The 21,397-nt window shown below is 50.3% G+C and carries 18 protein-coding genes; 14 read left to right on the top strand and 4 right to left on the bottom strand.

Going from position 1 to position 21,397, the window contains the following annotated elements; all coding sequences use genetic code 11:
* From PsAD46_RS26210 to PsAD46_RS26165, 10 genes are all read left to right on the top strand, one after another.
* Positions 1-810 carry an ABC transporter ATP-binding protein gene (locus PsAD46_RS26210; RefSeq protein WP_057461916.1) on the top strand — a complete coding sequence of 270 codons (810 nt, stop codon included), beginning with the start codon at positions 1-3 and terminating at the stop codon, positions 808-810.
* Positions 811-821: 11 nt separating this feature from the next.
* On the top strand, positions 822-1,805 hold the full coding sequence (locus tag PsAD46_RS26205) for a branched-chain amino acid ABC transporter permease (RefSeq protein WP_057461839.1): 984 nt from the start codon (positions 822-824) through the stop codon (positions 1,803-1,805).
* Positions 1,806-1,817: 12 nt separating this feature from the next.
* Entirely contained in the window at positions 1,818-2,894 is a 1,077-nt protein-coding gene (locus tag PsAD46_RS26200; protein ID WP_063290290.1) for a branched-chain amino acid ABC transporter permease, read from the top strand.
* Between the two features lie 72 nt (positions 2,895-2,966).
* A complete protein-coding gene (locus PsAD46_RS26195; RefSeq protein ID WP_063308216.1) occupies positions 2,967-4,280 on the top strand; it encodes an ABC transporter substrate-binding protein in 1,314 nt (437 codons plus the stop codon).
* Positions 4,281-4,367: 87 nt separating this feature from the next.
* Positions 4,368-5,231 carry an ABC transporter ATP-binding protein gene (locus PsAD46_RS26190; protein WP_057461836.1) on the top strand — a complete coding sequence of 288 codons (864 nt, stop codon included), beginning with the start codon at positions 4,368-4,370 and terminating at the stop codon, positions 5,229-5,231.
* A 123-nt stretch (positions 5,232-5,354) separates the two neighbouring features.
* Positions 5,355-6,380, top strand: a complete 1,026-nt coding sequence (locus PsAD46_RS26185) for a ribonuclease T2 (RefSeq protein ID WP_208982050.1) — start codon at positions 5,355-5,357, stop codon at positions 6,378-6,380.
* A gap of 75 nt (positions 6,381-6,455) precedes the next feature.
* Positions 6,456-7,700 (top strand): AMP-binding protein, encoded by a 1,245-nt coding sequence (locus tag PsAD46_RS26180; RefSeq protein ID WP_063308215.1) that lies wholly within the window; start codon positions 6,456-6,458, stop codon positions 7,698-7,700.
* Between the two features lie 173 nt (positions 7,701-7,873).
* Positions 7,874-8,920 (top strand): ferrochelatase, encoded by a 1,047-nt coding sequence (hemH, locus tag PsAD46_RS26175; RefSeq protein ID WP_063291077.1) that lies wholly within the window; start codon positions 7,874-7,876, stop codon positions 8,918-8,920.
* Positions 8,921-9,068: 148 nt separating this feature from the next.
* On the top strand, positions 9,069-10,043 hold the full coding sequence (locus PsAD46_RS26170; RefSeq protein ID WP_063291076.1) for an SPFH domain-containing protein: 975 nt from the start codon (positions 9,069-9,071) through the stop codon (positions 10,041-10,043).
* 5 nt (positions 10,044-10,048) lie between these two features.
* Entirely contained in the window at positions 10,049-10,516 is a 468-nt protein-coding gene (locus PsAD46_RS26165; RefSeq protein ID WP_063291075.1) for an NfeD family protein, read from the top strand.
* Between the two features lie 2 nt (positions 10,517-10,518).
* On the opposite strand, the gene PsAD46_RS26160 is transcribed toward PsAD46_RS26165, so the two are convergent.
* The 3 genes from PsAD46_RS26160 to PsAD46_RS26150 form a co-directional block, all read right to left on the bottom strand.
* Positions 10,519-11,379 (bottom strand): flagellar motor protein MotB, encoded by an 861-nt coding sequence (locus tag PsAD46_RS26160; RefSeq protein ID WP_063291074.1) that lies wholly within the window; start codon positions 11,377-11,379, stop codon positions 10,519-10,521.
* Positions 11,380-11,402: 23 nt separating this feature from the next.
* Positions 11,403-12,173 (bottom strand): MotA/TolQ/ExbB proton channel family protein, encoded by a 771-nt coding sequence (locus PsAD46_RS26155; RefSeq protein WP_008551696.1) that lies wholly within the window; start codon positions 12,171-12,173, stop codon positions 11,403-11,405.
* Positions 12,174-12,372: 199 nt separating this feature from the next.
* Entirely contained in the window at positions 12,373-13,386 is a 1,014-nt protein-coding gene (locus tag PsAD46_RS26150) for a KpsF/GutQ family sugar-phosphate isomerase (RefSeq protein ID WP_063291073.1), read from the bottom strand.
* Positions 13,387-13,628: 242 nt separating this feature from the next.
* Between PsAD46_RS26150 and PsAD46_RS26145 the strand changes: the two genes are divergently transcribed.
* From PsAD46_RS26145 to PsAD46_RS26130, 4 genes are all read left to right on the top strand, one after another.
* Entirely contained in the window at positions 13,629-15,140 is a 1,512-nt protein-coding gene (locus tag PsAD46_RS26145; protein ID WP_208982049.1) for an outer membrane beta-barrel protein, read from the top strand.
* Positions 15,141-15,343: 203 nt separating this feature from the next.
* Positions 15,344-16,561: a lytic murein transglycosylase gene (locus PsAD46_RS26140; protein ID WP_063308213.1), complete on the top strand. Its 1,218-nt coding sequence runs from the start codon at positions 15,344-15,346 to the stop codon at positions 16,559-16,561.
* A gap of 62 nt (positions 16,562-16,623) precedes the next feature.
* Complete coding sequence (locus PsAD46_RS26135) at positions 16,624-17,784, top strand: DUF459 domain-containing protein (protein WP_208982048.1); 1,161 nt, start codon at positions 16,624-16,626, stop codon at positions 17,782-17,784.
* 186 nt (positions 17,785-17,970) lie between these two features.
* Complete coding sequence (locus PsAD46_RS26130; RefSeq protein ID WP_208982047.1) at positions 17,971-19,311, top strand: methyl-accepting chemotaxis protein; 1,341 nt, start codon at positions 17,971-17,973, stop codon at positions 19,309-19,311.
* Between the two features lie 641 nt (positions 19,312-19,952).
* Here the strand turns inward: PsAD46_RS26130 and PsAD46_RS26125 are convergent.
* The gene (locus tag PsAD46_RS26125; protein WP_063290280.1) at positions 19,953-21,386 is read right to left on the bottom strand and encodes a glutamate synthase subunit beta; all 1,434 of its coding nucleotides are present in this window, start codon (positions 21,384-21,386) and stop codon (positions 19,953-19,955) included.
* Positions 21,387-21,397 lie beyond the last annotated feature (11 nt).

The following is a 21,397-nucleotide window of genomic DNA, read 5'->3' as shown; positions in this document are numbered from 1 at the left end:
ATGGATCCAACGCTCGAAGAGGTCAAGAAAAGGGCCGAGGAGCGCGAGGTTCTGCTGGATCTTGAGAACGTTTCTCTCTCCTTTGGCGGCGTTAAGGCAATCACGAATATCTCCTTCAACATCAAGAAGGGTGAAATTCGAGCGATCATTGGTCCCAATGGTGCTGGCAAGACGTCCATGCTCAACGTGATCAATGGTTTCTATCAGCCTCAGGAAGGTGTGATCACCTTCAATGGCGAAAAGCGCAGGTCCATGAAACCGCATCTTGCGGTTAGTCAGGGTATCGCTCGAACTTTCCAGAACGTTGCGTTGTTTAAGGGTATGTCCACGCTGGATAACATCATGGCTGGACGTGCAACGCGGATGAAGCAGAACTTATTCTGGCAGATGCTCTATTGGGGGCCTGCTCAGAGGGAAGAGATTGAGCACCGTAAGAAGGTCGAGGAAATCATCGACTTTCTCGAAATCCAGCATATTCGCCGCACACCAGTGGGAACGCTTCCTTACGGCTTGCAGAAGCGTGTTGAGCTTGCTCGTGCGTTGGCGATGGAGCCAGAACTGCTGCTGCTCGATGAGCCGATGGCAGGGATGAACTTGGAAGAGAAAGAGGACATGAGCCGCTTCATTCTGGATGTGAATGATCAGCTCGGCACTACGATTGCTCTGATTGAGCATGACATGGGTGTTGTGATGGACCTTTCCGACCGTGTCGTTGTTTTGGACTATGGCCGCAAGATCGCTGATGGCGTGCCAGAAGAAGTGCAGAGCAACCCAGAAGTTATTGATGCCTATCTGGGCGTGTCACACTAGGGAGCACCCCCATGGAAACACTTTATAACGTACTAATTGATCCATTTGTTCAGATGTACGGAATGCCGGACTTCTTTCTACAGGTGTTGTGGGAAGGTCTCGTCTCTGGGGTTCTTTATGCGCTGATTGCACTTGGTTTCGTTCTCATCTTTAAATCCTCGCGCATCTTTAACTTTGCGCAAGGCATTATGGTTGTGTTTGCTGCGCTGTCTTTGGTTGGCCTGCATACCTTCCTGGTTCCTTTTGTTGGCAACGAGTTTGTTGCTGCTGCAATCGCGATGCCGCTTACTCTTGGCATCATGTATGCGTTGGCAATGAGCGTTGAGCGTGTTGTGCTTCGTCCGCTTGTCGGGCAGCCAGACATCATTCTGTTCATGGCAACCATCGGTATCACCATGTTCCTCATCGGTTTTGGTGAGTTCGTGTTCGGTGGTGAGAACAAGGTAATGATCACCGAAGCGCTTGGTATTCCAACCGGTGCTATTGAATTTGAACCGTTCGGCGGCTTCCTGCTTCTGGAAGAGAAAGACGTGTTCGCGGTTGTTATGGCGATCGTGTTGGTAATCAGCCTGCTGGTGTTCCTGAACAAATCCGCGATGGGCCGTGCGATCCGTGCGCTGGGTGATGACCATACAGCAGCGTTGTCTGTTGGTATCTCCCTCAGTACCATCTGGGTTCTGGTCTGGTTTATTGCAGGCGTAATTGCTCTTGCCACTGGTGTCGTCTGGGGTGCTCGTGCAGGTGTGTCGTTTGCTCTGGAAGTGATTGCGTACAAGGCCTTGCCAGTGCTGATGCTTGGTGGTCTGGAATCAGTCTCCGGCGCGATTATCGGCGGCATTGCCATCGGCCTTCTTGAAAAAGTCTTCGAAATCTACTGGGGTCAGCCTCTGTTTGGTGGCAACACCGAAACCTGGTTCGCCTTCATCTTTGCTTTGATTGTTCTGCTGTTCCGTCCGCAAGGGCTGTTCGGTGAGAAAATCATCGAGCGCGTGTAAGGGAGGCCTGACGTGTTTTACAGAACTTCTGGTCAGTTCAAAACGACCTATGAAAGTGATCAGGCGCTCTTCCCAATCAAACAGGATATGGTCCTGCTGGTTGTGATCCTTGCCGCTATGTATGTGATCTTTCCGATGTTCGCATCGGAGTTCACCTACAAGGCTCTGCTTGTGCCTGTGCTGATTTATTCTCTGGCCTCGCTTGGCCTGAACATTCTGACCGGTTATGCCGGGCAGCTTTCGCTGGGTACTGCGGGTTTTATGGGCGTTGGCGCTTATGCTTGCTACAAGATCACTACGATCTTCCCGGAAATGAACATCATTGTTGCGTTGTTCCTTTCCGGGTTCTTCTCAGCTGCGGTTGGGGTTGCGTTTGGTTTGCCGTCGCTGCGCATTAAAGGTTTCTACCTTGCGATTGCGACGCTTGCTTCGCAGTTCTTTCTGGTGTGGCTCTTTGAGAAGTGGGCGTGGCTTTACAACTACAATGCATCCGGCGCGATTGAAGTGCGCACCATGGACATCTTCGGTCTTGTTGTGACAGGTCCGAATGCATCGCCTATGGTTCAGTACTACTTTGTTCTTGGCATCGTATCCGTTGTGACCTTTGCGATGATCAACCTGACACGTGGCCGATATGGCCGTACGTGGAAGGCTGTTCGCGACATGGATATTGCTGCGGAACTGGTGGGCATCAACCTGATGCGTGCAAAGCTATCTGCCTTTGCTGTCAGCTCCTATATCGTGGGTATTGCCGGCGCGCTGATGGTGTTCTTCTGGAAAGGTGCTGCAGAGCCAAACCTCTTTGACATTCCAATGAGTTTCCAGATCGTCTTTATCGCGATCATTGGTGGCCTTGGCAGTGTGATGGGGAACTTCCTCGGAGCGATCCTGATTGTGGCTCTGCCGGTTGTGTTGAACCTTCTGCCAGAAATGCTTGGCCTGAGTATCGGTTCTGCCACCATGGAACACGTCAACGTTATGGTGGTTGGTTCTCTCATTATCATGTTCTTGATTGTCGAGCCTCACGGTCTTGCGCGGTTCTGGGCGCTTATTCGTGAAAAGCTCATCATTTGGCCATTCCCTCACTAACAAAGAACTGCGGGAGCAGCTGGGGAATAGAGGAAATGGTCCGCGGCGGGAGCCGCAAACGCGGAGGAAAATATGAAACACTTTACGAATTTAGGTAAGGCTGTTGCAGCAGGTGCCCTTGCAGTTGCCATGAGCACAGCTGCAATGGCAGCAGACGGTCTTAACTTTCCAAACCTGACATACCGTACTGGCCCATTTGCGGGTACTGGTACGCCAATCATGAATGGCCAGCGTGACTACATGCTCATGCTGAACGAGCGTGATGGCGGTATCGGTGGTGTGCCAATCGATTACATCGAGTGTGAAACTGGTTACAACACCAATAAAGGCGTTGAGTGCTACGAGAAGACTAAGGGAGAAGCTCTCGTAACACAGCCATGGTCAACCGGTATTACTTTGCAGGTTATGCCTCGTACCAACGTGGACCGTATTCCAATTCTGGCACCTGGTTACGGTTTCTCGCCAATGTCAGACGGTGATACGTTTGCTTGGGCGTTTAACCCACCAGTGTCTTACTGGGATGGCGCGTACATGATCCTCGACTACATTGCTGGTGGTGACATGTCTTCGCTGAAGGGTAAGAAGATCGTTCTTCTGCATCTTGATCACCCATTCGGTAAAGAGCCAATTCCGCTTCTGGAAAAGCTTGCAGAAATGCATGACTTCAAGCTGGTTCCGATCCCTGTTGGTCTGAAAGAGATGCAGAACCAGTCTGCACAGTGGTTGCAGATTCGTCGTGAGCGTCCAGACAACGTTGTTATGTGGGGTTGGGGTGCGATGAACGCCGGTGCGATCACCGAAGCGGTTAAGACCCGTTACCCAATGGAAAACTTCATTGGCATCTGGTGGTCTGGCTCTGATGCTGACTTGCAGAACGTTGGTGTAAAAGCGAAGGGCTACAAGTCGGTCAGCTTTAACGTTCCAGGTAACTATCCAGTTCTTGAAGACATCCGTAAGCATATAGTTTCCAAAGGCAACTCAGAGATCAAATCTGAAGCTGACATGGATACTGTCTTCTATCAGCGTGGTGTTATCATCTCCATGATCCTGGCTGAAGCAGCGAAAACTGCTCAAGATCATTTTGGTGAGAAGAACATCAATGCTGAACAGCTGCGCTGGGGCCTTGAAAATCTGGACATCACTGCAGCTCGCCTTGAAGAGCTGGGTATGAAGGGCATGACACCTCCACTGAAGATGGCTTGTGACAACCATACAGGTCACTCTGGTGCATGGATGCTTGAGTGGAACGGCGAAGAGTTTGTACAGGCAAGTGACCTGCTGACTCCAAACCGTGAACTGATCAAGCCGCTTGAGCTGGAAAAAGCTGCTGACTACGCGAAAAACAATGCTCCTTGGCCTGGTCGTGGCGACCTCGCTTGTAACTAAGCCTTGTTGTTTTGGTCGGGCGCGGTGGTGCCCGGCCAATTTATCAAATTCAAACAATCGGAATGTTCGCAGGTTAAGGCTGATCTCATGAACGCAATTGCAGAACAGACATCAAAATCCAAGGCACCAGCCGCTAACCTGCAGGTTGCCGAAGACATTTTGTCTATCAACAACATCGAAGTCATTTACGACCACGTGGTTCTGGTTCTCAAAGGTGTTTCTTTGACCGTGCCTAAGGGTGGTATTGTTGCTCTGCTGGGTGCGAACGGTGCCGGTAAGACAACGACCCTGAAAGCAATCTCCAACCTGCTGCAAGCGGAGCGTGGAGAAGTGACGAAGGGCAATATCATTTTCCAAGGAAAGCAAGTTCAGGCGCTTTCTCCGAATGAGCTGGTTCAGCGCGGATGCATTCAGGTCATGGAAGGCCGTCGTTGTTTTGGCCACCTTTCCATTGAAGATAATCTGATGACTGGTGCCTATACCCGCAAAGATGGCAATGCTGAGATCAAGCGCGATCTGGAAATGGTGTATGACTACTTCCCGCGTTTGCGTGAGCGCCGGGGTTCTCAAGCGGGTTATACTTCTGGTGGTGAGCAGCAGATGTGTGCAGTGGGTCGTGCCTTGATGAGCCGCCCAGACATGATTTTGCTGGATGAGCCAAGCATGGGCCTTGCTCCACAGTTGCAGGAAGAAATCTTTGAGATCGTGAAGAAGCTGAACAAGAATGAAGGTGTGTCCTTCCTTCTTGCTGAGCAGAATACCAACGTTGCGCTTAAGTACGCGACCTATGGGTACATCATGGAAGCTGGCCGTATCGTGCTGGATGGTGATGCTGATTCTTTGCGCGAAAACGAAGACGTGAAAGAGTTCTATCTAGGTGTTGGCGGAGAGGGGCGTAAATCCTTCCGTGATGGCAAACACTACAAACGCCGCAAACGGTGGTTGGCGTAATCCACACTAATTGAGAACTTGCCCCTAAAATAGTGGGGGTGAACTGTCACAGGAAGTCAATGTATCTGGTTTTGAATAATCTGCATGCTGCTTATTGCTGCAAAAGGTATTTTGGAGGACCACATGCATTTTCTTTCTAAAGTGATTGTCGGGGCTGCGCTTTTGAGCGTGGCCTCTGTTTTGCCTGCTGCTTCTCAAGTGAAATTGGACGGTTTCTTTCTTGCAGAGGAAGCCTGTCCAGCATTTCAATCTATTCGTAAGCAGACAAATCCTGGAAACGTTCATGTGGAACGGATGCGTGCCTATGAACTGCTTGGGAAGAACAAATCGCAGGCATCTCATTACTTCATTCGCATGAATGGCGTAAATCCAGCTGAGCGTTGGGTGGATGTTTCCTGTGGTCTGCATCTGGTTGAAGCTGATGGTAGCGGGCTGAATACTGGCAATGGTTCTGGAGGTTCTGCCGGATCAAATGTGGTTCGCCCTGCTGTCAAAGGGCCTTCGGCAGACGCTGAGTTCCTGCTTGCTGCGAGCTGGCAACCTGCTTTTTGTCAAACACATCAAGAGATACCAGAGTGTTCTTCTCAGGTGGAAGGACGGTTTGATGCGAGCCACTTTGCATTGCATGGTTTGTGGCCTCAACCGCGTGGCAACTTCTGGTGTGGAGTAACGCGGGAAGAAAAGCGTCTGGCAGAAGAGCGTTCTACACGGGGGCAGTTGCCTCCAGTTGAGTTGGATGATGCAACTCGTGAAGAGCTGGACAAGGTGATGCCGGGCGCTCAATCCCATCTGGACCGTTATGAATGGGTGAAGCACGGCACTTGTTACAGTGACAATGCAGAAGAGTATTACGCAGAATCTCTTGATCTTATGGAGCAATTGAACGGTTCAGCTGTCCGTGATCTGTTTGCCGCCAACATCGGTGAGGTGCTCACGACAGCGCAGGTTCGTGCGGCTTTTGATGAAACCTTTGGCGCTGGTGCCGGGAACCGCGTTCAGGTGCGTTGCAAAGGTGGTTTAATTACCGAGCTCTTTATCAATCTGAAGGGCAGGGTTGAGCCAAATACCCCGATGAGTGAGTTACTGTTGGCCGCGAAGCCGGTGCAATCTGATTGTCAGGGCCGCGTTGATCCTGTCGGGTTTAACTAGAGTACCTGTCCAATAAATTTGCGGGAGGCTTTCGTCTCCTGCTGGGAAGATGTTTGAGGCCATGGGAGGGCTTCTATGGGAAACCAATATTTTGATGAGTTGGAGATCCGGTCCCCAGAGGAACGAGAAGCTGATTTGATGGCTCGGCTGCCGGGGCAGATTGCCATGGCAAAGAACGAGGCGTCTGGTTGGGCAAAGCATCTGGCAGATGTTGACCCAGCTGAAGTCACGAGCCGTGAAGCTTTGGCTAAGCTCCCTGTTCTCCGAAAGTCGGACCTTCTTGCTGCTCAGGCTGAAGAGCCCCCACTTGGTGGGTTCGCTGCTGGTGACTTTTCTACATACAAACGCATCTTTATGTCTCCGGGACCAATCTGGGAACCGCAGGGATCCGAAGCTGATCCATGGAAATCAGCGCGTGCGTTCCATGCGACTGGAATTCGTCCGGGTGATATCGTTCACAATGCGCTGTCCTATCACATGACACCGGGTGGGTTCATTCTGGATCAGGGTGCACGTGCATATGGCTGTGTGGTCTTCCCAGCAGGTATTGGTAATACGGACATGCAGGTTTCTGCGATCTCGAGCCTGCGCCCGACGGCTTATGCCGGTACTCCGGACTATCTGAAGGTTATTCTGGACCGTGCTGCCGAGTTGGGGGCTGATGTAAGTTCCATCAAATATAGTCTTGTTTCCGGTGGGGCGCTTTATCCGAGCTTGCGTGAGGAATACGCAAGTCGCGGCGTGAAAGTTCTGCAAGCCTATGCGACGGCTGATCTAGGTATCGTGGCTTATGAAAGTGAAGCCATGGAAGGTCTGATCGCCAACGAAGATTTCATTATTGAAATCGTTCGTCCTGGAACGGGAGAACCTGTTGCTCCGGGTGAAGTGGGAGAGTTGGTCGTGACGACATTCTCGCCAACCTATCCGCTTATTCGTTTTGCAACGGGAGATTTGTCTGCAGTGCTACCGGGCATTTCGCCGTGCGGTCGTACGAATATGCGCCTGAAAGGGTGGATGGGGCGGGCAGACCAACGTACCAAAGTGAAGGGCATGTTTGTTGACCCGGCACAGATTGAGCGCCTGCGTAAAAACGCTGGTGATGAGGCCGGGCGTGCGCGTCTCTCAGTCGTGCGCCAGGGTGAGCAGGACCATATGATCCTGAAGGTCGAGACTGAAGCTGCAAGTGATGAATTCATTGCGGCTTTGAAAAAATCTCTGAAAGAGCACACTGGCCTCAATGGTGATGTGGAGCTGGTTGCCCCCAATACCTTGCCAAACGATGGCAAAGTGATTTCTGACGAACGTGAAGTGACTGCATAGCAGCTTTTGATTTGATCGATTTTGAGAATGCCAGTCTGCGTATGTGGGCTGGCATTTTTCTATTTTGGGTAGTTTCACGGTAATAATCAGAAAATCATAGGGTTTGACCTTGGCGCGAGCATTGGGAAACTCTATTTAGCAATTGGATTGGATCTGATGCGCATAGGGGTCTCATGAACCAGAGCACAAGCGGTAACGCAACAAAGCAAGAAAACCACCCTCCGGTCTCCTTTGGGAAAGTGGGTGTGCTTCTTGTAAATCTTGGGACACCAGACGGGACAGATTACTGGTCCATGCGTCGTTATCTGGCAGAGTTTCTCTCAGATCGCCGCGTCATTGAGTGGTCGCGTTTTCTCTGGTTGCCCATTTTGCATGGAATTGTCTTGAGCAAGCGCCCGCAAAAGTCTGGTGAGGCCTACAAAGAGATCTGGAACAACGAGCTGGATGAAAGTCCGTTGCGCACCATTACACGGAGTCAGTCTGACAAGCTTTCTGAGATGCTTTCGGGGCTGGGTGACAATGTTGTTGTCGATTGGGCTATGCGTTATGGCAATCCATCCATTGCGAGCCGTCTTGATGCGCTGAGGGAAAAGGGTTGCGACCGTATTCTCGTCTTCCCGTTGTATCCGCAATACTCAGCTTCGACGACGGCGACCGTAAACGATGAAGTCTTTCGTTCACTTTTGAAGATGCGCTGGCAGCCGACCATTCGTATTGTGCCGCCTTATCATGATGACGATACTTACATTGACTCGCTTGCTGCTTCGATCAAGAACAAGCTCAGTGAGCTGGATGAAGAACCAGAGATGGTTCTCGCGTCTTTCCACGGCATTCCGCAGAGCTACTTTGATAAGGGCGATCCGTACCACTGCCATTGTCAGAAAACGACTCGCTTGTTGCGTGAGAAGCTTGGGTGGGATGAGACGAAGCTTCAGATCACCTTCCAATCTCGCTTTGGTCCAGAAGAATGGTTACAGCCTTACACGGACAAGACAGTTGAGAAGCTGGCGAAAGATGGTGTGAAACGGATTGCCGTTTTGAATCCGGGCTTTGTAGCTGACTGCCTTGAAACTCTGGAAGAAATCGCTGGTGAAGCAGCAGAGATCTTTGAAGAACATGGAGGGGAGCAGTTTACCCATATTCCATGCCTCAATGATGCTCCTGAAGGTATGGCTGTGCTGGAGAATGTGGTTCGCCGTGAGCTTCAGGGTTGGATCTAGAAGTTAAGTTTTAATTTACTATGTAAAGAAGAGCACTCGTTTCTTTTAGGAAGCGGTGCTCTTTGGCATTTATTCGTGCAGTTTTCTCTGGTTTTAATGGGACAAAGCTACGATAGTTAAGGCAAATTCCTCCAAAGGATTAATAGATATGGATATTTTGACAGGTAGTTCGATTACTGTCCTCATTTTAGTGGCTGTGATCATTTTTGTTGTATTTGCTGGCGCGAAGATGGTTCCTCAAGGCTACAACTACACAGTTGAACGCTTTGGAAAATACCGGAAGACGCTGCATCCGGGTCTGAACATCATCATCCCGTTCATTGACCAGATTGGTCATAAGTTGAATATGATGGAGCAGGTGCTTGATGTTCCAGCGCAGGAAGTGATCACCAAAGACAATGCAACGATTACTGCTGATGGTGTGACTTTCTATCAGGTGTTGAGCGCCTCGCAGGCGGCCTATGAAGTTCTAGGCTTGCAGAATGCGATTCTGAATCTGACCATGACCAACATTCGTAGTGTTATGGGTTCCATGGATCTGGACGAACTGCTCTCTAATCGTGATGAAATCAATGCTCGTTTGCTGCGTGTTGTTGACGCGGCTTGTGAGCCATGGGGCGTGAAGATCACCCGTATTGAGATCAAGGACATCAACCCTCCGAGCGATCTGGTGAATGCGATGGGTCGTCAGATGAAAGCTGAGCGTGAGAAGCGTGCTTCGATCCTGGAAGCTGAGGGTGCCCGGCAGGCCGAGATTGCTAAGGCAGAGGGTGTGAAGCAGTCACTCATTCTGGAAGCGGAAGGCCGCCAGCAAGCTGCTATGCGCGATGCTGAAGCACGTGAGCGTCTGGCACAAGCTGAAGCTAAGGCTACCATGATGGTTTCTGAGGCGATTGCCAAAGGTGACATGGGTGCGATCAATTACTTTGTGGCTAACAAATATGTTGAAGCGTTCGGTGAACTTGCAAAGTCTCCAAACCAGAAAACTCTCATTCTGCCTATGGAAGCAACTGGGATGATTGGAAGCCTTGCCGGTATTGCTGAAATAAGCAAAGAAGTACTGAGGGACAACGAACACCGTCGTTCCAGCCGTATTCCAAATACCGGTAATTCAGAGGGCTGATCGATATGCTGATTGAGCTGTTCCAAAACAGTATCGAACCTTGGGTTTGGTTTGCCTCCGGGCTTGTTCTTATTGGGCTTGAGTTAGCTGTTCCTGGCTCATTCCTGATCTGGTTTGGGGCAGCGGCTCTCGTTGTTGGCGCTCTGGTTGCATATTTTGATATGGACTGGCGCTGGCAGCTTGTGCTGTGGGGTGTCTTGTCTGTCAGCTTCCTCCTTATTGGTCGTCGTTTGACTGTTAAAGACGATGACAAAGAAGGTGATCCGCATCTCAATAAAAGAGGGAGCCGATATCAAGGACGTGTGTTTGTGTTGAAGCAGGCACTCGCTCATGGCAAAGGCACGCTTGAGATTGGTGACTCTATTTGGCGTGTAAATGGCCCGGATTTACCAGCAGGTGCCCATGTGAAAGTCGTCGGCCAAGAAGGCACAACTCTCATTGTGGAAGCAGCTTCAGAAGGCGAAGAGGCCTAGGCCTATTGATATGGATTGAAATCTGGTGGCAGCGGCGGTTCTTCTGCCATCAGCAGAATTGAAATGCGGCGGTTTGCTGCAAGATATGGGTCATTCGGGAAGAGAGGTTCAGAATCAGCTTTTCCCACTACAGAATGAATATTGTTCGAGGGCAGACCATACTCGGAAAGAATCTGTCGTGCTGTGTTTGCGCGATCTGCTGAGAGTTCCCAGCCAGTTTCACTTGGAGCTGTGATGAGCTGTCCTGTCGTCGTGTGTCCGGTAATGCGGACACGGTTTGGCATTTTTGCCAGAACAGGCGCCATTTTAGCGAGTAGCTGCCTTGTTATCTCATAAGGGTATTTTGACCCTTCCGGATACATTGAACGGCCTTCCTGATCCACGATCAGGATGTTAAGGCCTTCATCGGTTTCTTCAAGAATGATGTTGTTGGAGATCTCTGTGATCTCAGGCATTTCCTGAAAAGCCTGCCGGAGCGAAACAACTGCAGTTGCAAACTGTCTCGGCTTCTCGATGTCTGCCTTTTTGGTGGTGTGAGTGTTTGCTTCCGGGCCTTGTTTCCGTTTTTCCGGATGGCTTTCAGTCGCAAAATCAGCGTCTGTAATCTGCTTCTCGTAGGTGATGTCTTTCATAAAGTCGCGTAGTGGCACGCCTTCGATTTCAAGAACGCCTGCGCGTTTGGTCACCTGTTTGATGCCGAATGCGTCTTTGATAGAACCTGCAACGACTTGAAGTTTCTGCTTGTCCTGTACGGAAAACGAGATAATCAAAACAAAGAAGCACACAAGAAGAGACATCAAGTCAGCAAACGTAAGCATCCATGCGGGTGCGCCTGCGGGAGCTGTTTTTTTTCTGCCTGCCATTGTGTTTCTCCCTTGCCGAAGGACTAAGCTGCCGCTTCGATCATATCGCTGCGGCCTTTTTCTGGGATGTAAGCGAGCAACATTTCGCGGATCAGCGATGGGCTTTTGCTTTCACGAATCTGCAAAACGCCGTCGATGACGAGGGTTTGATTTAGCTCTTCCTGCTCAAATTTGGAGTCCAGTTTATCGGCAACCGGGATGCACACAACGTTTGCGATGAGTGAGCCGTACAGCGTTGTCAGAAGCGCAATTGCCATGGAGGGGCCGATTGTGGATGGATCATCCATAGTCGCTAGCATCTGTACCAGACCGACAAGTGTCCCGATCATGCCAAAGGCAGGAGCTGAGTCGCCAAGCGCGCGGTATACGCGAGCGCCTTCATTCAAGCGGGTCAGGTAGAGGTCTCGCTCTTTCTCCATGGAGTCGCGAATGAGATTGTAGTCGTAACCATCAGCCACATATTGCATACCTTTGGCGAGGGTCGGTTCCTCAATCTCGACATTCTCCAGACCGAGTGGGCCTTCCTTACGAGCCGTTTCTGCAAGATGAGCGATATTCTCGACAAGCTCGCGAGGCTCGATCTTCTTATGGGTGAAAGCGAGTTTTGCTCCCATACCAAAAGCACTGAGCAACCCATTTAGAGGGAATCTCACGAGTGTGGCTGCGAGACCGCCACCAACCACGATCAAGATGGAAGGAAGGTCAACGAACTGACTGAAGCTTCCACCCAGAAAGATAGCTATCAGCACAGTTACGCAAGCAGCGATAACGCCGATTATCGTGGCTAGATCCATTTAGCTTACCCGAATGTGCGCCTTTGATGAGGCAATTTAACTAGTGTTAATTTGGGGTATTAAGGCTAACCAAATCCTAATAAATGGCAAAAATCAGGTTGTGCTGTTGGAAGATGTGAACCAAATGGATGGCTATGAGAATCAAAATGCCCGAGGGTGAACACATCTCGGGCATCAAAGAGCTTGTTCCAAGTGCGGGTCAGGCCGCTCCGATTTTCAGAAGATCAAGTGTGCGTATGATTCCAACTGGCTTATCATTACTGACAATGAAGAGTGAGCTGATCTTGAGTGAGTTCATTACTTCCAGTGCTGAGGGCGCCAGAAGCGTCTCTTCGATCGTTTTGGGGTTGTGTGTCATGACATCCTCGACCTTCTTATCCAGAAAGTCCGGGCTGATATGACGACGTAAGTCACCATCCGTGATGATGCCAATGAGTACTCCATCATTATTGGTAATGCCGAGAACGCCAAATCCCTTTTGGGTCATCAAAACGAGAGCTTCTTTCATGAGCATACCGTTCTGGGCGACTGGTAAATGATCACCCGTGTGCATGACATCTTTCACATGCATCAGGCTCGCACCTAGTTTGCCGCCAGGATGGTAAACTTTAAAGTCTTGAGCTGTAAAACCTTTTGCTTCCAAGAGCGCAATTGCAAGTGCATCTCCCAGGGCGAGTTGAATTAAAGTGCTTGATGTGGGAGCCAATCCATGAGGGCAGGCCTCTGGAACTTTAGGCAATGTCAGACAGATATCTGAGGCTTGACCAAGTGCACTAGCTGCGTTGCGGGTGATAGCGATCAAAGGCACCTTAAAACGGCGTGTAAAGCCGAGCAGGCTTGCAAGTTCTTGGGTTTCGCCAGACCAGGAGAGGGCAATAACCACATCATCTTCAGTGATCATACCAAGGTCACCGTGGCTTGCTTCGCTTGCGTGTACGAAGAAAGCGGGCGTCCCGGTGGACGCTAACGTTGCAGCCAGTTTGGTACCAATGATTCCGCTCTTGCCAATACCAGAGACGATTACGCGGCCTTTTGAGTGAGCGATTGTCTCTACCGCTTTTGTGAAAGGCTCTGCCAAGCCGTTGGAAAGACTTGCCTGTAACGCGTTGAGCGCAGCAATCTCTGTTTCAATCGTCTTTGCAGCGGAGTGTATCCACTCATCAGCCGGGCGCAGAGGACGGTCTTCATGCGTTAGAAATGATGGCATATGCATTTGGCACTACTTCTTGGCTTTGCTCTCAGGAGCACAATGACGCTTTTGCAGCAAGATTCCTGCACTAGATAAGAGTGCATTGTGAACACTCTGGGGCAAGACTTGGTTTCCCCTCTACCAAATCTGAATTGAGAAAACAATCAAGGGTAGAGCGTCTCTTTGCAAGGAAACGTTAACCATGTTCGGCGAGTGTGAGGCTTGTTGAATTTCCTTCATTTGAAGGTGGATTGCTGGAATATTTTATGTGGTTGCGCCCAGACGTTTTGAAGAGCATTCAAAGCAGGTCAATTCTGACCTGTGTTTTGATGCTGGGCGCATTTCCGTGGTGTTATGCAGTCGCGCAAACCAGTGATCTGGAGTTTAGGGATAGCCTCGCTTTCGAGAATGAACCGAGTGCGGACTTTGAAAATCCTTCTGAAACGGATGCGGCACCCTTTGAACAGCTGATTGAAGAAGGACGACCACGCATTGGAGCTCAGCCTCCCGTCCAGACTGTTAACCAGCAACTCACTGGTACTGGTCGCAGGAGTAGGGCGGCCAAGTTTTCGGAGAGAGTTGCAGCTGCTTCTCGTCTTTCACGACCCGTTGGTGGAGGTGGGAATTCTGATGAGGGTGTTTTTGATGGAGAGACTGTTCAGGACCGACCTGTTGGCATTCAGCTTGGGTCGTTACGCCTGACGCCGTCGTTTGATGCTGGCCTTGGCTGGACCGACAATGCTGAGCAGGCAAATGGCGGTACGCCGGATGGGTTTTATGAAGTTGATGCGGCAGTTGGTGTGGTTTCAAATTGGGAGCGGCACGGACTCGGGTTGGAGCTTCGGGGTAGCCTTCGCGCTTTCTTTCGTGAGCCTGACAATAACCAGCCTGTTGTCACCGGCCGTGGGAATGTGCGTCTTGATTTGAGTGACCTGACAACCGCCGATATTGATGGTGTTTATTCATTTTCGCGAGAGGAGCGGTCCTCTGCTGAAAATGAGGCGTCGACCGGGCGTACCAATTCTGTGCAGGAAATTGGAAGTAGATTCTCACTCAGTAGGCAAGTTTCGTTGGTTCAGCTGCGTGGCGGCATTGGTGTGGACCGTACGATTTACGGTGGGCAAATGAGCAGTTTGCAGCCTCGCGATAATACTGTGTTTGATGCAACTCTGCGTACGTCATTTGATAATGGCGCTGCATTTGAACCTTACTTAGAAGGTGGGTTTCTTGTCCGGAAATACGATCAAGATTGTAGCGGTGATCCATCCTGCTTCGATAGAACATCGCGTGGTTACTTTGTAAAATCTGGTCTTCGTGTTGATCGTGGACCTAAGCTTCGGGGCGAGTTTGGGATTGGTTATCGGGCTGAGTATCTGGATGACAATCGCCTTGATGCTTTGCAGGGGCTGATTTTCGATGGAGCTTTTGTTTGGTCTCCTACACGCCGGGATACTGTGACCGTTGGTGGAGCAACCAGCTTTAGCGGAACCAATATCAGTGGAGCTTCTGGTTCAATTCTTTATGCGGGCGATGTTCGGTATGCACATCAGTTTACTCAGGACCTGGTTGGTGATGTCCAGTTTGGCTACACTTACAGGACGTATCAAGGGGTAGATATTGTTGAGCAGGAGGGAGCTGGATCCTTTGGTTTGGTGTGGGCTTTCTCCAAGGATGCAGCACTGCTTTCTCGTTATACGTTCCGTGCGTTTGAGAGCTCCTCGCCAAATAGCAACTATACGAGCAGCCTCATTGAAGCTGGCCTTCGGATAAGACGCTGAATTCTTGAAGTGTTTTGGTGCACGTTAATTTTTCAGAGATGCATCTAGTAAAAATTGACAAGCTTAAAAAGGGGTTTTGATTAAAAACGGCCTTTTTTTTACCATGGTTGACAGTCATGGCAGTAATGCCTCCGAGGGCTAAGCAAAAAGACTGCGCAAAGTGCGCCTAACAACCTCCCATTCGGGTGACTGGAGAAAGCAGTATGCGATTTTCTTCTTTGCCAGCTGTCCTGTGCGCTGGGTTTCTATTTTTCAGTAACTCCTACGGCTTTGCTCAAGGGAGTGAGTTTCAAAAATGGATTGCAAGCTATAAGCGGACAGCTGTAGCTCAAGGCGTTAACGCTCAACTCTATGATCGTGTCTTCAAGGGGATGACCCCTGATCCACGAATTAAGAAGAGTGCAGAGAACCAACCTGAGTTTACGCGTGCTATCTGGCAGTATCTGGATAGCGCCGTTTCAGAGGATCGGGTGCTCCACGGGCGCCGTATGGTGGATGAATGGTCTGGTTGGCTTGATAAGATCGAGGCCAAATATGGCGTAAACCGTCATGTCGTGCTGGCGATCTGGGGCATGGAAAGTTCATATGGGCGTATTCTCGATAATACATCGATTGTTCGTTCAACGCCTCGTGCTCTCGCAACACTGGCTTACAATGGTGGCCGTCGCGGAAAGTATGCACGCAAGCAGCTTATTGCTGCTCTCAAAATTCTTCAAAATGGTGATGTTTCGCCTACGCAAATGCGGGGGTCCTGGGCGGGTGCCATGGGGCATACGCAGTTCATCCCGACGACTTATCAGGCCTATGCGGTCGATATTACGGGTGATGGAAAAAGAGATATCTGGAATAGCATTCCTGATGCGTTGGCTTCAACAGCAGCCTATCTCAACAAGATGGGTTGGCAGTCAGGGCAGACCTGGGGCTATGAGGTTACTCTACCGAAGAACTTCAATTACCGCTTAAGCAACCAACGCAAGCAGCAGTCTGTTGTGAGTTGGGGCAAGCTTGGTGTGAAGCGGGCGAATGGCTCGAAGTTCCCGCGTGGTGCTGACATGGCACGGCTTTATACACCTGCTGGAGCAAGCGGACCTGCGTTCTTGCTGCTCAAAAACTTCTACGTGATCAAACGCTATAACAACTCAAGTGCTTATGCGCTTGGGGTTGGGCACCTTTCTGATCGATTGTTGGGGCTTTCTGGTTTTGCTGTGGAATGGCCGCGTGGTGATCGCCCTCTGACATTTAGCGAGAAAAAAGCGCTTCAGAAGGGGCTTTCCGAGAAGGGTTATAAACCTGGAGCTGTAGATGGAAAGATTGGTCAGAGGACCCGTCAGGCTATTCAGGCTTATCAAAAAGCGTCGGGACTGGTTCCAGATGGTCACGATTCAATAAAGCTTCTTAATAGGTTGCAAGGTAGAACATAATCGGGTTTCCTAATGGCAGGAAACCAATGCTGGTGGTTGGTTCCTGCTGGAGACTCGCGATTATGCAACGATCCTTTTTGTCCTTTGTGTTTGTGGCACTGATAAGCCTTTGCTTTGTCAGTGTTTCTGTTGTGCCCGTTGAGGTTGCAGCTCAGGTGAGAACCAACAGCACAGGCGCCCCCAAAAAAGGCAACAAGTCATTCTTTGGCTGGTTGTTTGGTGGGGGAAATAAAAGAATCGAGCAGGCGAATCCTACAAGGAAGAAGCGACGCAGAAGTACAACGCGAAAAAGCCGTAGTGCTGGCGTTGCTGCAGTCAACACTCCCAAGATCGTTGAAAAAGAAAAGAGTAAGGACGCTAAGGTCCTTCTGGTCATTGGTGATGATCTGGCGATGGGATTGGCTGATGGTTTGAAGGCCGTGTATGCTGAAACGCCTTCGATTAAGGTCAAGAAGCTTGTTTATCCTCAAACCGGACTTGTTGCAGATAAAAATCCGGACTGGCCGGAAGACGTGACAGCTGTGCTGAAGAGCGAAGATGTGGGTCTTGTGGTTGTTTCTTTGGGCGCACGCGATAACCGAAACATCAAAGTTGTAGGGCAAGGTGTTATTGATGGGCAACCTGCCAGCTACGCTGAGGAGCTGCAGTTTCAAGGGGAAGAGTGGAAGAAAGAATACCGCTTCAGGACAGCGTCCTTGGTTGCAGCCGTCCGGAATGAGCAATTGCCTCTGATTTGGGTAGGCCTTGCGCCTGCAGAAGAGTATCTTACGAGTGCTAACTTCAGCTATCTCAATGATTTGTTCAAAGAGCAAGTTGAACCAGCTGGAGGTATCTTTGTTGACATTTGGGCTGCCTTCCAAAGTGAAGAGGGGGAATATACGCCTCATGGCCCGGACATTACTGGTAAGCGCCGCCGATTGAGGGCGAAGGATGGGGTCTACTTTACCTGGGCTGGATACCGGAAAGTCGCCTACTTTGTTGAGCGAGAAATAGCACGCATATTTGGTAGTGCGACGGCCTTCATTTTTGAAGGCGTGAAAGATGATCCGAACTTTATTGTTTTAACCGGTCGTCTAACGTCTCCTGAAACTAAGCTTATCGGACCTGATGATAAAGGCGGGAAAGCTGCAGCGGGAAGTGATCTGTTTAAACTGACTGTATCTGGAGAAGTGCTGCCAGAAGTTTCTGGTCGAGCTGACGACACACGTTGGACTGGATTTTAATATTCGAAGTATTTTTTATTGATTGAGCTTTGAATATTAGCGCAGAATCAAGAATCTCTGCAGAAAATTAAATTTTATCGCTGTTTTTTCGAAAATGTATGCAATTCACAGCCTCATGGTAGTGTTCTGTTTACATACATGGGTAACATTACTCACATTAAACTTATGGGTGAAGTGGGGCTATTGATGGTTACCCAACCGCATGTTTTTAAGCTGTCGATGGTAGGCAAGTTTGTCTTGGTCGTATTTCTGGCCATGTCAATCATGTCGCTCGGCACGCTGTTTTCCTTTGTCACAATATACGATGCGTTGACGTCTGCTTTGGGAGATGAGGCGTTAAGGTCGCAGCTTATGTCAGATCATGGGCAAAGCGCGCTAGAGTCGCTGCTTGTCGACAATCTCATGTACATTGTGATGGTTTGTGCGCCTGTAGGAGCTCTGTTCTTTGTTGTGGCTGTCGTCATCGCACGGGGTATGAGAAACAACATGGCTGCGTTGCAACGTGGTCTGGATGCTCTGGCTGAAGGAGCATTGGACACTGAGATCAAATGCATAGAACGTGGAGATGAAATCGGGGCGATTGCTCGTTCTATTGCTCAGTTCCGTGTTGTGCTGAAAGATAGGGCTGAAGCAGATGCAAAAGCAAAAATACAGCAGGAGCTGGAACTTGCAGATGCACGCAAACAGGCCTTAGCCAGTGTTGCACAGGAGTTTGAGGCTTCAGTTGGTCATGTCGTGCATGATTTGCTGGAGATCAGTCAGGCCGTGGAGACACGCTCCAGAGAGCTGGATGCGAGCGTGCAGGGTGCTCACAGTGCCATGACATCTTCCAGTGATGTCGCGCAAACTACACAAACCTCAGTGAAAGCATTGGCTGAAGCGGCAGAAGGTGTGTCACGTTCTTCGGGAATGATTGGTGATAACACCACACAAGCTGCCCGTTTTGCGCAGGATGCTGCCGTGCATGCGCACAAGACCAATGAGATTGTTGGGCGTTTGGTGGAAAGCGGGAAGGCTATTGGTGAGGTGATCGAGCTGATTGATCAGATCGCTGACCAGACCAACCTGTTGGCACTGAATGCAACAATTGAGGCAGCGCGCGCAGGGGAAGCTGGGCGTGGCTTTGCTGTGGTTGCAAGTGAGGTGAAAAACCTTGCTGGCCAAACCTCAAAAGCTACCGAAGAGATTTCAACACAGGTTGAGTCGGTGCAAAAGGTTGCTGAGCAAGCTGTGACAGCGATCCGCTCAATTGGAGAGACAATTGAGCAGATCAATGCCTTATCAACTGGCATTAATGAAGCTGTTGGTGATCAGAAGCAGGCAACTGAGGATATCTCTCGGGATCTGAATAGCGCGCACCAGAATGTGTCGCAGGTCGCGACAGACATGCTGGATTTGGATAGTGGGTTTCAGGGCACAAAAGATGCTTCGAATGACCTGCATCAGGCTGCTGGAAAGCTGGGTCATCTCTCCGAGAATTTACGATCTGAAGTGGCAAGCTTCCTGGAGAATGTGAAAGCTGCTTGATGTTCTTTGCATGCCTGCGGGCAAACGATGGTGAGTGGTATTTGAAAAAAACTTATCCCCCTTACGCAAATATGCCCTCATACTAATCCCATGCCCACGTGACGGGCAGCTGGCGGACCGTCCGTCAGCGTGTCGTGGGCTGGGTGGGGCTTTTGAGAGAGGTAACGCATCTTTCAAAGGTCCGGTGGAACCGATTTTCAGACGTGACTGCATGGTCTGAGAGGAAGGGCCCAAGCTTGAGGGGCATCACGCAGTGGCATTTGCTGGTCAGAGCAATAAATGTCAGGGACAGAGGACCTGTTTAGGCCGGGAAACTTGCCAAAGCAAAGCCGTTGTCTTTCCAGGAAACTGGCTATCGTGTCTTTCAGGATAAGAGGCGATGTTGTCCATATCAAAATGCCCGGGCAAGGCGCGTAGCCAATGCCAAAGACTCATTTCTAACAAGTAGCGCAGGTGTTGCCTGCTGCCTTGCTCATCCCGACCTTCGGGAATTCTCGTTTCACCACTGCATGGGAGGCCATGCGGTGCTTTTAGTGCTTGCAAGTTCAACTCAGAATGTATGAGTGAGAAAGAATGAAGCAACAACAAAGCCCCGGAAAGCGGGCCTTTCCGGGGCTTTGTTGTTTGATTGTCCGCTGTGTTTAGCGTGGCAGGTTGGAGGAACCTGTCAGGAACTCGTCGATTGAACGAGCGGCCTGACGACCTTCGCGGATAGCCCAGACCACAAGGGACTGGCCTTTGCGCACGTCACCAGCTGCAAAGACCTTTTTGATGGAGGTTTTGTAGTCTTCGGTGTTTGCTTTCACGTTGGTGCGTGGGTCCAGCTCCAGGTCGTCACCAGCTTCTTTGACGTAAGTTTCCATGTTCGGGCCTGAGAAGCCAATGGCTGCAAGAACAAGATCTGCCTTGAGAATGAACTCGGTTCCTTCAATCGGAACACGTTTTTCATCTACACGAGCACATTTTACGCCTGTTACGTGACCGTCTTCATCACCTACGATTTCGAGCGTTGCCGCGGAAAACTCACGTTCTGCGCCTTCAGCCTGAGAAGTTGAGGTACGGAACTTCGTTGGCCAGTATGGCCAGAACTGGTTCTTATCTTCCTTCAGTGGTGGCATTGGACGGATGTCCATCTGGGTTACAGACAGAGCGCCTTGACGGAAGGATGTCCCAACGCAGTCAGATGCGGTGTCACCACCGCCAACAACAACAATGTGTTTGCCGCCAGCCCAGTATGGCTCTTCGCCCGATACATCTTCACCACCAACGCGGCGGTTCTGCTGTACGAGGAAAGGCATCGCATACATCGCACCTTTGAGGTCCATGCCTGGAATGCCTGGATCGCGCGGGCGTTCTGCACCAGTGCAAAGCAGTGTTGCATCGTGACGTGTGTGGATCTCTTCAAACTCTACGTCTTTGCCGATTTCACAACCGTAGTGGAAGGTTACGCCTTCTCCTTCCAGCTGTGCTACACGGCGGTCGATATAGTGTTTTTCCATCTTAAAGTCAGGAATACCATATCGCATCAAACCACCAGCACTTGGTTCGCGTTCGTAAACATGAACTGTGTGACCAGCGCGCGCTAACTGCTGAGCAGCTGCCATACCTGCAGGACCAGACCCAATAACTGCAACAGTTTTACCTGTCTTGGTCGCAGCTGGTTCAGGCTTGATCCAACCTTCCTTAAAGGCGCGATCAGCGATTGCTTGTTCGACAGTTTTAATCGCGACCGGAATGTCTTCCAGATTCAACGTACATGCTTCCTCGCATGGAGCAGGACAAATACGGCCCGTGAATTCAGGGAAGTTGTTGGTTGAATGTAGATTGCGTGATGCTTCTTCCCAGTCGCCAGCGAAAACCAGATCATTCCAATCGGGGATCTGGTTGTTTACTGGACAACCGGCAGGACCGTGGCAAAACGGAATACCACAATCCATACAACGAGCTGCCTGACGCTCCACTTCCGGCTGCGAGAGCGGGACAGTGAATTCGCGAAAATGGCGGATGCGATCTGATGCCGGCTGGTAGTTTTGCTCCTGCCGGTCGATCTCCAAAAAGCCAGTTACCTTACCCATGTCTTCCCCTC

Origin of the sequence: Pseudovibrio sp. Ad46 (genome assembly GCF_001623065.1) — a bacterium.
Taxonomy (GTDB): Bacteria; Pseudomonadota; Alphaproteobacteria; order Rhizobiales; family Stappiaceae; genus Pseudovibrio.
This window is presented reverse-complemented; position numbering and strand designations above follow the sequence as displayed.

Bases quoted from the DNA above. Each gene is read 5' to 3' on its own strand.
- PsAD46_RS26210 (WP_057461916.1), top strand. From the start codon at position 1: ATGGATCCAACGCTCGAAGAGGTCAAGAAAAGGGCCGAGGAGCGCGAG.
- PsAD46_RS26205 (WP_057461839.1), top strand. From the start codon at position 822: ATGGAAACACTTTATAACGTACTAATTGATCCATTTGTTCAGATGTAC.
- PsAD46_RS26195 (WP_063308216.1), top strand. From the start codon at position 2,967: ATGAAACACTTTACGAATTTAGGTAAGGCTGTTGCAGCAGGTGCCCTT.
- PsAD46_RS26190 (WP_057461836.1), top strand. From the start codon at position 4,368: ATGAACGCAATTGCAGAACAGACATCAAAATCCAAGGCACCAGCCGCT.
- PsAD46_RS26185 (WP_208982050.1), top strand. From the start codon at position 5,355: ATGCATTTTCTTTCTAAAGTGATTGTCGGGGCTGCGCTTTTGAGCGTG.
- PsAD46_RS26180 (WP_063308215.1), top strand. From the start codon at position 6,456: ATGGGAAACCAATATTTTGATGAGTTGGAGATCCGGTCCCCAGAGGAA.
- hemH (WP_063291077.1), top strand. From the start codon at position 7,874: ATGAACCAGAGCACAAGCGGTAACGCAACAAAGCAAGAAAACCACCCT.
- PsAD46_RS26170 (WP_063291076.1), top strand. From the start codon at position 9,069: ATGGATATTTTGACAGGTAGTTCGATTACTGTCCTCATTTTAGTGGCT.
- PsAD46_RS26165 (WP_063291075.1), top strand. From the start codon at position 10,049: ATGCTGATTGAGCTGTTCCAAAACAGTATCGAACCTTGGGTTTGGTTT.
- PsAD46_RS26160 (WP_063291074.1), bottom strand. From the start codon at position 11,379: ATGGCAGGCAGAAAAAAAACAGCTCCCGCAGGCGCACCCGCATGGATG.
- PsAD46_RS26155 (WP_008551696.1), bottom strand. From the start codon at position 12,173: ATGGATCTAGCCACGATAATCGGCGTTATCGCTGCTTGCGTAACTGTG.
- PsAD46_RS26150 (WP_063291073.1), bottom strand. From the start codon at position 13,386: ATGCATATGCCATCATTTCTAACGCATGAAGACCGTCCTCTGCGCCCG.
- PsAD46_RS26145 (WP_208982049.1), top strand. From the start codon at position 13,629: ATGTGGTTGCGCCCAGACGTTTTGAAGAGCATTCAAAGCAGGTCAATT.
- PsAD46_RS26140 (WP_063308213.1), top strand. From the start codon at position 15,344: ATGCGATTTTCTTCTTTGCCAGCTGTCCTGTGCGCTGGGTTTCTATTT.
- PsAD46_RS26135 (WP_208982048.1), top strand. From the start codon at position 16,624: ATGCAACGATCCTTTTTGTCCTTTGTGTTTGTGGCACTGATAAGCCTT.
- PsAD46_RS26130 (WP_208982047.1), top strand. From the start codon at position 17,971: ATGGTTACCCAACCGCATGTTTTTAAGCTGTCGATGGTAGGCAAGTTT.
- PsAD46_RS26125 (WP_063290280.1), bottom strand. From the start codon at position 21,386: ATGGGTAAGGTAACTGGCTTTTTGGAGATCGACCGGCAGGAGCAAAAC.